11 protein-coding genes are annotated in these 13,188 nt (G+C 60.4%); 5 read left to right on the forward strand and 6 right to left on the reverse strand.

From position 1 onward, the window contains the following. The first annotated feature begins 1 nt into the window (after position 1). Complete coding sequence (gene edd, locus AC2FLX_RS18295; RefSeq protein ID WP_496810428.1) at positions 2 to 1,807, forward strand: phosphogluconate dehydratase; 1,806 nt, start codon at positions 2 to 4, stop codon at positions 1,805 to 1,807. A 9-nt stretch (positions 1,808 to 1,816) separates the two neighbouring features. Continuing rightward, positions 1,817 to 2,446, forward strand: coding sequence for a bifunctional 4-hydroxy-2-oxoglutarate aldolase/2-dehydro-3-deoxy-phosphogluconate aldolase (eda, locus tag AC2FLX_RS18300; protein WP_480749336.1), 630 nt, complete (start codon positions 1,817 to 1,819; stop codon positions 2,444 to 2,446). Positions 2,447 to 2,457: 11 nt separating this feature from the next. Here the strand turns inward: eda and AC2FLX_RS18305 are convergent, their stop codons facing one another. Beyond that, on the reverse strand, positions 2,458 to 4,347 hold the full coding sequence (locus AC2FLX_RS18305; RefSeq protein WP_480749205.1) for an ABC transporter ATP-binding protein: 1,890 nt from the start codon (positions 4,345 to 4,347) through the stop codon (positions 2,458 to 2,460). A gap of 209 nt (positions 4,348 to 4,556) precedes the next feature. Here AC2FLX_RS18305 and AC2FLX_RS18310 point away from each other — a divergent pair, with 209 nt between their 5' ends. Then, a complete protein-coding gene (locus tag AC2FLX_RS18310; RefSeq protein WP_496810429.1) occupies positions 4,557 to 5,768 on the forward strand; it encodes a pyridoxal-phosphate-dependent aminotransferase family protein in 1,212 nt (403 codons plus the stop codon). Here the strand turns inward: AC2FLX_RS18310 and AC2FLX_RS18315 are convergent. Then, entirely contained in the window at positions 5,765 to 5,944 is a 180-nt protein-coding gene (locus tag AC2FLX_RS18315) for a hypothetical protein (protein ID WP_480749207.1), read from the reverse strand. The genes AC2FLX_RS18310 and AC2FLX_RS18315 overlap by 4 nt on opposite strands. 72 nt (positions 5,945 to 6,016) lie before the next feature. Next, positions 6,017 to 7,123 carry a pyridoxal phosphate-dependent aminotransferase gene (locus tag AC2FLX_RS18320; protein WP_496810430.1) on the reverse strand — a complete coding sequence of 369 codons (1,107 nt, stop codon included), beginning with the start codon at positions 7,121 to 7,123 and terminating at the stop codon, positions 6,017 to 6,019. Between the two features lie 92 nt (positions 7,124 to 7,215). Between AC2FLX_RS18320 and AC2FLX_RS18325 the strand changes: the two genes are divergently transcribed. Continuing rightward, a complete protein-coding gene (locus tag AC2FLX_RS18325) occupies positions 7,216 to 8,286 on the forward strand; it encodes an SMP-30/gluconolactonase/LRE family protein (RefSeq protein WP_496810431.1) in 1,071 nt (356 codons plus the stop codon). 76 nt (positions 8,287 to 8,362) lie between these two features. Continuing rightward, positions 8,363 to 9,145 carry a crotonase/enoyl-CoA hydratase family protein gene (locus tag AC2FLX_RS18330; protein WP_496748554.1) on the forward strand — a complete coding sequence of 261 codons (783 nt, stop codon included), beginning with the start codon at positions 8,363 to 8,365 and terminating at the stop codon, positions 9,143 to 9,145. Here AC2FLX_RS18330 and AC2FLX_RS18335 read toward each other — a convergent pair whose 3' ends face one another. From AC2FLX_RS18335 to AC2FLX_RS18345, 3 genes are all read right to left on the reverse strand, one after another. Further along, positions 9,146 to 9,478, reverse strand: coding sequence for a DnaJ family domain-containing protein (locus AC2FLX_RS18335; RefSeq protein WP_496810432.1), 333 nt, complete (start codon positions 9,476 to 9,478; stop codon positions 9,146 to 9,148). Between the two features lie 39 nt (positions 9,479 to 9,517). Continuing rightward, entirely contained in the window at positions 9,518 to 10,681 is a 1,164-nt protein-coding gene (locus tag AC2FLX_RS18340; protein ID WP_496810433.1) for a benzoate/H(+) symporter BenE family transporter, read from the reverse strand. 132 nt (positions 10,682 to 10,813) lie between these two features. Further along, a partial coding sequence (locus AC2FLX_RS18345; RefSeq protein WP_496875492.1) for a valine--tRNA ligase occupies positions 10,814 to 13,188 on the reverse strand: 2,375 nt, incomplete at its 5' end.

A 13,188-nucleotide genomic window follows, 5' to 3' on the forward strand; every position in this document is an offset into this window, starting at 1 on the left:
GATGGTAAATAAGGTCATCGAACAGGTCACGCGGCGCATCATCGAGCGCAGCAAAGACTTGCGCGCTGCTCATCTGCACCGGATGGAGCATGCCTTGGCGTCTGGTCCGGCGCGCGCGCATCTCTCCTGCAGTGGTCAGGCGCACGCCTATGCCGGTGCGGGCGAAGACCAAGAGGCGCTTGCTATCGGCAGCGCCGGGCATCTGGGGGTCGTCACCAGCTATAATGACATGCTCTCGGCGCATCAGCCCTTTGAGCGGTATCCCGAGCTCATCCGCAACGCAGCTCGCGCGGCGGGTGGCACCGCGCAGGTGGCTGGTGGTGTTCCGGCTATGTGCGACGGCGTCACACAAGGGGCGGCGGGGATGGAATTGTCGCTGTTCTCACGCGACGTGATTGCGATGGCGGCGGGGGTGGCGCTCAGTCACAACACCTTTGACGCAGCGGTGTTTCTTGGAGTTTGCGACAAGATCGTTCCGGGGCTGGTTATCGCTGCGCAGGCCTTTGGGCATCTGCCAGCGGTCTTCCTGCCGGCCGGTCCCATGACCAGCGGCCTGGCCAATGACGAAAAAGCAAAGGTCCGTCAGCAGTTTGCGGCGGGTGAATGTGGGCGGGCCGAGTTGATGGCAGCCGAGATGGCAGCCTATCATGGGCCGGGCACTTGCACCTTTTACGGGACGGCTAATACAAACCAGATGCTGATGGAGTTCATGGGACTGCACCTGCCGGGGTCCAGTTTCGTGACCCCGAATACCGCCCTGCGGGACGCCCTGACCGAAGAAGGCGCGCGTCGTGCCTTGTCGCTAAGCGCCCTGGGAAACAGCTATACGCCGGTCTGCAAGATTCTTGATGAGCGCGCCTTTGTAAACGGCATTGTCGGTTTGATGGCGACCGGAGGGTCCACCAACCTGCTGATCCACCTTGTCGCAATGGCGCGCGCAGGCGGGATCGTTCTGGATTGGCACGACTTTTCCGATATTTCCCAAGCGGTGCCCCTGATCGCAAGGGTCTATCCCAACGGCCTGGCCGATGTGAACCATTTCCACGCGGCGGGCGGACTCGGATATGCCATCGGGACCCTGTTGGACGAAGGATTGCTGCATCCCGACACGACAACAGTCGCAGGGAAGGGCCTGCATCATTACACGCAGGAGCCTAAGCTGATTGATGGTAATCTGGTCTGGCAGAAGGGGGCTGGGACCAGCCTCAATGACAAGATCCTGCGCCCAGCCTCGGAGCCGTTTCAGCCGACTGGCGGGCTGTCCCGGCTCAGTGGTTCATTGGGAACGGCGGTGATGAAGACCTCGGCAGTTGCGCCGGAGCATTGGCGTGTCGAGGCCCCGGTGCGGGTCTTCCACGACCAGGACGAAGTGAAGGCGGCATTCAAGACGGGCGAACTGACCAGTGATCTGGTGTTGGTTGTGCGGTTTCAGGGACCCAAGGCCAATGGCATGCCCGAGCTGCATTCGCTAACGCCGATCCTGTCGATCCTTCAGGGGCGGGGACAAAAGGTGGCGCTGGTTACTGATGGGCGTATGTCCGGGGCTTCGGGCAAGGTGCCTGCCGCAATCCATGTCTGTCCCGAAGCGCTGGATGGTGGTCCGATTTCTCAACTGCGCGACGGGGATATCGTGCGTGTGGATGCCAAGCATGGCGTTCTGGAAATACTAACCGAAGGCGTTCTGGACCGCGCGCCAGCCAAGGCCGATTTGTCGGCACACCAGTTTGGCGTCGGGCGAGAACTGTTCGCAGCTTTCCGTTCCGCCGTCAGTTCTGCCGATGCTGGGGCAAGTGTGTTTGGAGGATAGATCGTGACAATGAAAACAGCTCGCACCCGCGAAATCTGCGAACTCGCCCCAATTGTCCCCGTGCTTGTTATCGACGATGCAGCTCATGCCCGGCCCCTGGCAGAGGCTTTGATCGCAGGAGGTTTGCCCGCGCTGGAGGTCACGCTGAGAACATCTGCCGCGCTGGATGCGATCCGGGCGATGGCCGAGGTGCCGGGCGGAGTGGTTGGGGCCGGAACACTGGTCACGCCCGACGACGTGCGCGCCGCAAAACAGGCCGGGGCGCAGTTCGGGGTGTCGCCCGGCGCCACCGACAGATTGATTGCCGCCTGCGAGTCCGAAGGGTTGCCGCTGTTGCCAGGTGCCGCCACTGCAACCGAAGCAATGCGTCTTTTGGAGCAGGGCTATGACATGCTCAAGTTCTTTCCCGCCGAAACATCGGGCGGCTCTGCGGCGCTAAAGGCGATTGGCGCTCCGTTGCCGCAGATATCTTTTTGCCCAACCGGTGGCGTTTCCCCTGCAAATGCCATCAGCTATCTGAGCTTGCCGAACGTGATCTGCGCAGGCGGCAGTTGGGTTGCACCGAAACGCATGGTCGCAGCGGGCGACTGGGCTGGAATCGAGAAACTGGCGCGTGAAGCAGCGACGCTAAAGCCCTGATCCGACGCCACCTATTTTGCGCCGACCGAGTTTTGCCCGGACTTTCCGCCCAACATCCGTGCCACGACCTTGCGCAGCCAACCCTGGTCTTGCGTATCCGCGTCAACAGGTTGCCGGGTCTGCGCCGCGACGCCTTCGGGATCGACAACAGTCAATCCATCCTGGAATTGCAGACGGTATAGATCGGCATATATGCCGCCGCGCGCCAGCAGCTCTTCATGAGTGCCCTCGTCAACTGCCCGCCCGCGATCCATCACGACAATCTTGTCGGCATTCCGGATCGTCGACAGCCGGTGCGCGATGACGATGGTGGTTCGTCCACCAGACAGTTTGTCCAACGCGGCCTGAACCACCTTTTCCGATTGCGCGTCCAGCGCCGATGTCGCTTCGTCCAGCAATAGGATCGGAGTATTGCGCAGCAGGGCGCGCGCGATAACCACACGCTGCCGCTGGCCGCCGGACAGGGCCGATCCGCGCGGCCCGACAAGCGTCTCCAACCCATTTTCAAGCTTGGGCAAAAAGTCGGTGACGTGGGCGGCGTCCAGAACCTCTTTCAACTGCGCGTCCGTCACGTCGGTGCGGCCCAGAAGGATATTTTCGCGCAGAGTTTCGTCGAACAGCAAGGCCTCTTGCGTCACCACGGAGAACAGATTGCGCAGGTCCGGCAGCGCCATGTCCTTGACCGCGACCCCGGCAATTTCGACCGACCCGTCCTTGGGATCGACAAGGCGCGTCAACAGGTTGAACACGGTGGATTTTCCTGCGCCCGATGCACCAACAAGCGCGGTGGTCTTACCCGCCTCTGCCGTTACGGTCAGGCCGCGCAAGACCTTGGCGTCACCATAGGACAGAGTAACATCCTTCAACAGGATCTCGGGCAACCCCTTTGGCGCGGCAACGGGTTTGGCGGGCGATTTCAGCCGGATCGGTGAATCCATCAATTCCTTGATCCGCTCCATCGCCGCGGCGGCGACCTGCCAGGTGCCGGAAATCGATGCCAAACGCCGCATGGGGTCGAAGGCCAGTCCAATTGCAGTGAAAAAGCTCATGAACTGGCCGACTGTCTTTTCGCCCGAAATGATTTCGGCCCCGCCATAAAGAAGCACGCCCATGAAGCCGACACCGGCCATCACGTCGATCAGGCCTGTGATCGAGGCGGTTCCGAAAGAGGCCCGGATTTCCGAACGGACGAACCCGTTCATATGTTTGCCGAAACGGTCTGCCTGATAGTGTTCCAGATTGTTCAGCTTTATCGGTACGATGCCGTGGAAAATCTCGTCCAATCGTGTCGAAAGCGTTGCACCGAGATCGCGGGCTGACGCGGCTTTCTTGCGGACATAGCGCTGCGCAGCACCGATGGGCAGGAACATCAGCGGTACGCCAATCAGCATGATCGCGGTCCAGATCCAGTCCACATTGATCGCCACACCCATCAGCACAACGAGCGACACAAGATCCTTGCCCGCCCCCCGGATGATGATCTGCCAAACGTTGTTCACGGCGCCAACGTCTGCCTGCACCCGCTGAATAAGAAAGCCCGGCGGATGAACCTGATGGAACGATGTGTCCTGCCGGATCAGATGGTCCAGCAGATCTGTTCTGAGATGCGCCGCTGTTTCCTGCGAAATTCTGGACAGGATCACCTTTTGCGTAACACCCGCAAGACCCCGAACCGAAAAGATCACGAAAAACGCAATGCTGACCCAAACCAGAGCGTTGGAATTGCCCTGAACGAAGATGTTGTCGAACATCGGCTGCATCATGTAACTGATCGCGCCGACCATGGACCCTTCGATGATCATGAAGACCGCTGCAATCGCAAGCAGTCCCATGCGTGGACGCAGGTACTTCTCCCACAACCAGCCGAACAGCTCGACCGAGGATTTGGGTTTGACGCTCATCGTCCGGCTTTCGTATGCAGGAAAGGGGGGTATTTTTTTGTCATGACGCGCCCATTTAAGCACCCCGGCCGCACTGCGCAAGCTGAGCAGGGTTTTTTCATGTAACTGCGGGGCTTTGCTGACGCGACGACCTGAGTACATGCAAATGCGCAGCTTGACGCCGTCTGCGGTAAACATAGTGTAGGCGCAAAAATCATCTGGCAGATCGCATGTCACACTCCAGCAAAGTCTCGCAAGGACGCGAATACCTCGCCATCCCGGGCCCATCGATCATTCCTGACGTGGTCCTTCAGGCCATGCATCGTCCTGCACCCAACATCTATTCCGGAGAACTGGTCGAGATGGTGCCGGGCATTATCGAAGGTCTGCGCGCCGTCGCACGCACCCGGCATCAGGCGTCCGTTTATATCTCCAACGGACATGGCGCGTGGGAGGCGTCCCTTGCCAACGTCATAGCGCCCGGTGAGACGGTGCTTGCACCCGCTTCAGGCATATTCACCCATGGCTGGGCAGAAATCGCGCGGGGCTTGGGCGCCAGGGTCAGAACGATCGATTTCGGCAGGTCGTCGGCATGGGATCTGGGCAGGATTGCCGAAGTGTTGCGCAAGGATCAGGAACACAAGATCAAGGCCGTACTCGCTGTCCATGTCGATACATCGAGTTCGATCCGAAACGACATACCCGCGCTGCGAAACCTTCTTGACGAACTGCAGCATCCCGCGCTGCTGATGGCCGACTGCATCGCGTCGCTGGCCTGTGAGCGGTTCGATATGGACGCGTGGGGTGTCGACGTCATGGTTGCCGCTTGCCAAAAGGGGCTTATGGTGCCGCCAGGGCTGAGTTTTGTCTTTTTCAATGACAAGGCACAGGCCAAGCGGTCGGCAATGCCGCGCGTGACGAAATACTGGGACTGGCAACCTCGGGCCAATCCGGACGAATTTTATCAGTATTTCGGAGGAACGGCTCCAACGCATCACCTCTACGGGTTACGAGCGGCGCTTGACATGATCGAGGCCGAGGGTCTCGAAAATGTCTGGGCACGGCACCAACGTTTGGCGCAGGCGATCTGGGCGGCCTGCGAGATTTGGGCGGAGGGTGGTAGATTCGGGATGAATGTCGCAGACCCGCGGCATCGCAGCCATGCTGTTACCGCGCTGCGGCTTTCCGATGGTCAGGGCAGCGCGCTCAGGCACTGGGTCGAGAATAATCTGGGGCTGACGCTGGGAATCGGATTGGGTATGGCGGCCCCTGATGGAACCGGGCGGGATGACTATTTCCGGTTTGGGCACATGGGGCACGTCAACGGGCAGATGGTTATGGGATTGCTGGGTGGGGTCGAATCAGGGCTGACGGCCCTGAGTATCCCGCACGGCTCAGGCGCGTTAGCTGCCGCTGCCCATGTTCTGGCGGGCAAGCTTTAATGCGACCGGCGTGACAGCACAGTGATGCCGTGGTTGAATATCAGGCCGATCACGACGGCAGTCACGAACCCCCAAATTGCCCAGATTGCGACGAGTATCCACACCAAATTCACGCCCAACATGACCAGGGCTGCAACCGTATAGTCCGGCGCTCGTCCGATCTTGTGGTCGCGCATCTGCGCCTCCTGAATATCCTCCACCTACTATTTTAGAGGAATTCGGAGGAAAGTCAGGTAAAACCGGCGCGACTATGCCGACGCGGCGGCCAGTGCTTTGGGCAGCGCTGCCGCGAATGCGTCAAGATCACTTGTCGGTCCGCAACTGACCCGGATGCAGCGATTTTGCGGTGCGACGAAGGGCATGCGGACGAAAATGCTTTGATCGATCAGTGAGGCCAGTACCGCCTTGGCGAATTCACTATCCTTGCCGCAATCGATCGTGACAAAGTTTGTGGCCGAGGGGAGCGGGACAAGCCCGTTTTCATGGGCGATTTGTCCGATCCGCCGGCGCGCGAATTCGATCTGACCCAGAACATGACCAAGCCATTCACCATCGCGCAGCGCTTCCAGCGCGCCAGCCTGTGCCGACCGGTTCATGCCGAAATGGTTTCTGACCTTGTTGAAGGCCAAGATCAGTTCGGGTGCGCCTATGGCGTAACCCACACGCGCGCCCGCCATGCCATAGGCCTTGGAGAAGGTTCGCATGCGGATTATCCGGGGGTCGTCCGCAGCGATCTGCGCCGCAGTCCCATCCGGCGCGCATTCGACGTAGGCTTCGTCCAATACCAGCAAAGTGCCGTCGGGCAGGTAATCCAGCGCCGCGACGATCTCAGCCCCGCTGTGCCATGTGCCCATGGGGTTGTCGGGGTTGGCAAGGTAGACCAGCTTGGCATCCACTTCGGCAGCTTTGGCAAACAGCGCTACGGGATCTTCGCGGTCGTCCAGATAAGGAACGGTGTGCAATACACCGCCAAAGCCCGCGACGTGATAGTTGAAGGTGGGATAGGCACCATCGGATGTCACCACCGTGTCGCCGGGCGCGACCATCAGCCGAACCAGATAGCCCAGCAGGCCGTCGATCCCTTCGCCCACGACGATGTGTTCCGGGCGAATCCCGTGATACTCCGCCAGTGCCGCGCGCAGATCGTGATTCTCGGCATCGCCATACATCCAGATACCGGCGGCGGTTTTCTGCATCGCCTCGATCGCGCGGGGCGAAGGGCCGAAGATATTCTCGTTCGCACCGAGGCGCGCGACAAAACGCGTACCGCGATGACGCTCTTGCGTTTCTGGGCCGACAAAGGGCACCGTGGCGGGCAGGGACAGGGCAAGCGGGGTGTATCTGGGGGCACGCATGTCGGCAGATAAACCCATGTCACAGGCGTGGGCAAGGCTTGCATGTGCCGACTTTCCCTCGCAGGCTGCTGCAATGAATCTGGAGGTATGGTTTGCGTATTCTGACTGTTCTCGCGGTGATCGGGCTAGCCTACCTGCTTTTGTGGCCCGTCCCGGTTGAACCGGTGGCCTATGAGCCTCCTGCCGCGCCTGGTTTCACCGGTGATTTTTCCGAGAATCATGCCTTGGACAGGGCGCAGCTCATCTCCCTTCCTGATGGAGAAATCGGCCCCGAAGACCTGGCCGTTATGCCGGATGGCACCGTCTATACCACTAGCCTGTCCGGGATTCTTTATCGGATCGACGGGCCAGAGCCGGTCGAGGTGGATCGTTTGGGAGGCCGGCCGCTGGGCCTTCGGGCAGGGCCGGATGGGGCGCTGTACATCTCTGACAGCTACCGCGGGGTAATGCGTTGGTCCGGGCCGGGCAGCCTTGAGGCGCTTGTGGAGCAGATTGGCGGCGCACCGGTCATCTATGCCAACCAACTGGATGTGGGGCAGGATGGCACGGTCTATTTCTCAAACTCGTCCGACCGGTTCGACCCCGAGACGATGGGAGGGACAAAGCCGACCTCGATCCTGACGATATGGGAGCAATCCGATACCGGCTATGTCGCCCGCCGCGATCCGGACGGCGCAGTCGAAAAGGTGGCGAATGGGTTTGTTTATGCCAACGGGGTGGCGCTATCTCCAGAGGAAGATTTCCTGCTTATCGCCGAAACAGGTCGGGCGCGTATTCACAGGTTGTGGCTGACAGGCGACAAGGCGGGACAGCGCGAGGTGTTTCTGGACAATCTTCCGGGCTATCCCGACAATCTTGAGGCGCAGGGGGACGGCACCTTTTGGGTGGCCTTCGCCAGCCCGCGTGTTCCGTCGGAAAAGCTGATGCCCTATCCCTTTCTTCGCGAGGTGGTCTGGCGGCTCGGGCCGATGGTGCGTCCTGCACCGATCCATCGCGGGATGCTGGTTCAGTTCGACGGCGACGGGCGCATCCTGCGCACGGTACAGGACCCTGATGGCAGGCTGGGGATCACAACGGGCGGCAAGATCGTAGGGGATCAGTTCTACGTCATGACGCTCGATTCGCCTTGGTTCGGCAGGATGCCTGCAGACGATCTGCCGTAATCTGCCCCGACGTTGCGGTGGAAGCCTGCGCGGGTTCGGGGCAAGATGAGGCGAAAACCCATAACCGGAGGTCCGCATGGCGCGCGTATCAGTCGAATACAAGGATCATATCGCCCACGTCACCCTGACCCGTGGCGACAAGATGAATGCGCTTGACGATGCGATGGTCAAGGCGATCCTCGCCGCCGGGCAGGAGGTCGGGGCCTCGGACGCGCGGGCGGTGGTGCTGTCGGGCGAGGGCAAAAGTTTTTGCGCAGGCCTCGACATGGCGAGTTTTGCGTCCATGGCGCATACCGATCCGACCGAATGGCTGATGAGCCGCAGCCATGGGGACGCCAACGAAATGCAGGAGCTGGCCCTTGTGTGGCGACGGATACCTGTTCCAGTCATCTGCGCGGTGCAGGGTGTCGCTTATGGCGGCGGGCTGCAGATCGCGCTGGGCGCAGATATCCGCATCGCGCATCCTGATAGCAAATGGGCGGTGATGGAAATGAAATGGGGTATCATCCCGGATATGGGTGGCATGGTCTTGCTGCCGCAACTGGTGCGTTCTGATGTCCTGCGCCTGCTGACCTACACCGCGCGCCCGATCAGCGCCGCACAGGCGGCAGAGTGGGGATTGGTGACCAGATTGTCCGACGATCCGTTGACCGAGGCACTTGCACTGGCCGAAGACATCGCCGGTCAAAGCCCGTCGGCCATCCGTGCCGCCAAGCGGCTGATCGAAGTTGCGGAAACCACGGAACGTGAACAGGTCTTGCTGGCGGAATCGCGCGAACAGGTTGAACTGATCGGCAAGCCGGATCAATTGGAAGTCATCGCCGCCCGTTTGCAGGGGCGCAAACCGGTCTTCAAATGATTACCGCATGAACGCGCGTCTGGCATCGCGGGCCATGTTGTAGCGCATCTCCAGATCAGCCAATCGCGCCATTGCGGCTTTTTGCGCGTCAAGATCAGTCAATTGCGCATACTGCGTGCGTGCCGTGTCTAGCTGTTTCTTGAACTCGAACTCTTCGGGCAGCACACCGGCCTGCGCCATGATCCGGTGACCGGCGGCCAGGGCCGGGTCGGTTTGAGCTTCGGCTGATCTGTCGGGCAGGGGTTTGCCTTCGCCGTCCAGTCCGTCAAGCTGGCCTTCGGCCTGTGCCTTTCTGATCTGGCGTTCAATGAGTCTGTCAAAAGCTTTGCGCATGAAGTCATTTTATGCCGCTTAGGGACATGGCAAAAGGTGTTATCGCACCCGGACTGAAATCAGATAGGTCAGACCACCGGCCAGCAATCCCCAGACCGCAGCGCCCAGCCCAAATACCGTGACGCCCGATGCAGTAATTGCAAAAGTCAGAATGGCGGCCTCCCGCTCGGTGGGTACCTCCAGGGCCGCGAAGATTGCGTTTGCCATCACACCGATCAGGGCAATGCCGGTCAGCGTTCCCATCAACAATGGATCGGCATGCGCGGCAAATCCGGTGATGGCGACCGCGAGCACGCCAAATATACAATAGAAGATCCCAGCCATGACCGCCGACCAATACCGCAGGGCGGGATCGGGGTGGCTGTCTTCGTTCGAACACATTGCGGCTGTGATGGCGGCAAGGCAGGTTGCCGGAGCACCGATGGGCGCGCTGAGAAGACTCGCCGCGCCAACCGACGAAAACAGGGGCCCGGGTTTGGGATCATAACCATAGCTGCGCAACACCGCGACGCCCGGTATGTTCTGCGTGGCCATGGTGACGATGAAAAGCGGCACCCCGATCCCCAGAGCGGAAGACAGCGAGAAACTGGGTGTGGTCCAGACTGGCGCAGCGAGGATTTGCTGAGGGATTACAGATGTATCGCCGGCATTCATGATCACGGTGACGGCAGAGGCCGCGACAGCGGCGGGCACTGCGAGCAGCCGGTTGAAACGTCCGGTGATGAACCAGGTCAGGATGACGGGCAATGCCTGCCAGGGCAGTTCGACCACAGCCTTGAAAGGTTGGATGCAAAGCGGCAACAGAACACCGCCCAGCATCGCCTGCGCCAGCGTCGGAGGAATGGCCGCCGCCAAACGGCCCAGCGGACGCCAAAGCCCCGCCAGTACGGTCAGCGCGCCCGCGCAGAGAAACGCGCCCACCGCACCGGAAAATCCGTCGGCAGGCATTGCCGAGACGGCCAGCAGCGCGGCGCCGGGCGTCGACCAGGCGACGCTGACCGGTTGGCGATACCAGAGCCCCAGAACCACCGCCGCCAGCCCCATCGAAATCGCCGCGCTCATGAGGCCTGACGATGCTTGCTGCGGTGAAGCGCCCATGGCCGACAGGCCCTGCAGGACAATGGGGAACGAGCTGAAGAACCCGACCACCGCCACCACGAGGCCGGTCGATACGGTTTGCATGGTGGGCAGGGTGCGCGTCATCTATACCTCGGAACGGATACAACAGGATAGCAACCGAAAACGGCGACAAGCAAGGCTAAGTGTCAGCACAAAAACAAAAATCCCCCGCGGGCCTTGGCGGGGGATTTGAGGATTTTCGAAAAGATGAAGAGATCAGGCGATTTCTGCCAGACGGGCCAGCGCCTCGTCGATCCGTGCCTCTTCCTCTTCGCGGGCGGCGAGGTTGGCCTTGGCCTCTTCCACCACCTCTTCCGGGGCCGAGGCCACGAATTTGGGGTTGTTCAGGCGACCGCGCAGACCGCCGAGTTCCTTGGCAAGCTTGCCCTTGGCCTTTTCCAGCCGGTCCTTTTCGGCACCGATGTCGATGATGTCCGCCAGCGGCAGGCCGAAAGAGGCGCCGGGGGCGGCGATTGAGATTGTGCCTTTGGGGAAGGCCTCCGTTTTGGTGAGGCTGTCAATGCGGGCTTGGCTTTTGATCAGCGCTTCATTGCGGTCCCATGCACCTTGCCCCTTGGCGTCAATTTCAGTGACGAGCATGGAAACAAACAGGCCAGCGGGGACGCGCATTTGTTGGCGCGCCGAACGAGTATTGTCGATCATCGAGATTACCCAGTTCATTTCAGCTTCGGCTTCTGCGTCGACTAGTTCTTCTGCGGAATAAGTGGGCCAATCCTGATGAACCAACATCTTGGAGGTGTCACCGGTTTCATAGCCGCGGTTGGGCGTTGCATTCCAGATTTCTTCGCTGACAAATGGCATGACCGGATGCATCAAGATCAAAAACTGGTCAACGGACCATGCATAAACTTGACGCGTTTCCGCTTTGGCAATTTCGTCGTCGCCTTGGAAAATCGGCTTTGTGAATTCCAGATAACGGTCGCAGAACGTGTTCCAAAAGGTGGAATACAATGCCTGAGCAGCGTCATTGAAACGGTATCCCTCAAGGCTGGCATCAACCGTTTCTCGCAGCTTGGCAACTTCGCCGATGATCCAGCGATTCAGCGTCAGGGTGGCGGCCGGCGGCGTGGCATCGCGTTCAGTATCGAACGCTCCAATGACATTGCAGCCGTAAGATGAAGCTTGCCAGATTTTGGTTACGAAGTTGCGATAACCGGTGATGCGTTCCCGCGACAGTTTCAGCACGCCGCCGATTGCCGCCATCGAGGCGTTGGTGAACCGCAGCGCGTCGGCGCCGAATTCGTCGACGATTTCCAGCGGGTCGATGACGTTTCCGGTGGTCTTGGACATCTTCTTGCCCTTCTCGTCGCGGACGAGCTGGTGCAGGTAGACGGTGTTGAACGGAACCTCGTTCACCACGGCCAGTTGCATCATCATCATCCGGGCGACCCAGAAGAACAGGATGTCGAAGCCGGTGATCAGAACGTCCGTGGGGAAGTAGCGTTCCATCTCTTCGGTTTGCTCGGGCCAGCCGAGGGTGCCGATGGGCCAGAGGCCGGAGGAGAACCAGGTGTCGAGGACGTCGGGATCGCGGTAGATCGGCAGCCTGAATTTCTTTGGCTCGCCTGCCGCTCTAAAAGATTCTGCAAGGACAAGCGTCGACAGATTAGATTCGAACGTCTCCCTCATTTCTGCGTCTGAAGGAGGCGTAGGAATAATTGCTACATCGTTTCCATAATAATCCTTGAACCACTCGAGCGCCTCTTCTTCACTTGCGGCACAGTGATAAACGCGGCTGCTTAGATCGAACGTGCGTTCTCCGTTTTTACCATTTTTCAGTTTAACGCCATACCAGACCGGAATCTGATGCCCCCACCACAGCTGACGCGAGATGCACCAGGGCTCGATATTTTCCAGCCAGTGGTAATAGGTCTTCTCGCCCGATTCAGGGATGATCTTGACGGTGCCGTCTTTCACGGCGTCCAGCGCCGGGCCGACGACCTTGGCGGCGTCCACGAACCACTGGTCGGTGAACATCGGTTCGATCACGACCTTGGAGCGGTCGCCGAAGGGCTGCATGATCGGTTTGCTTTCGACCAGCGGGACGAGTGCCGGGCTGAAGCCCGGCCCACCGTCTTCGTCTTCCGTGGGCCGGGCTTCAACCCGGCTTTGCCCAAGCCGCGGATCATCCGCACGGGTCATGACGGCCAGACCTTCGGCGGTGATCTCTTCGACCACTTTTGCGCGCGCCTCGAACCGGTCGAGGCCGCGCAGGTGATCGGGGACGAGGTTGATGGCGTCGATCTCGTTTTCGGTGAATTCGCGCCCGCGCGCGTATTCCTGCGCCTTGCCGGCCTCTTCGGCGTAAGGCGCGCCATCGGCCCGCATCGCGCCGCGCGTATCCATCAGGCGATAGCAGGGGATGTTGCCGCGCTTGGCGACCGCGTAGTCGTTGAAGTCATGCGCGCCGGTGATCTTGACCGCGCCCGAGCCGAAGGTCGGATCAGGGTAGTCGTCGGTGATGATCGGGATCTGGCGGCGGTGCTCTTTCGGGCCAACCGGAATCTCGCACAGCTGGCCGACGATGGGCGCATAGCGTTCATCCGAGGGGTGCACCGCAACCGCGCCGT

Source organism: Ruegeria sp. YKSF57, assembly GCF_059612585.1.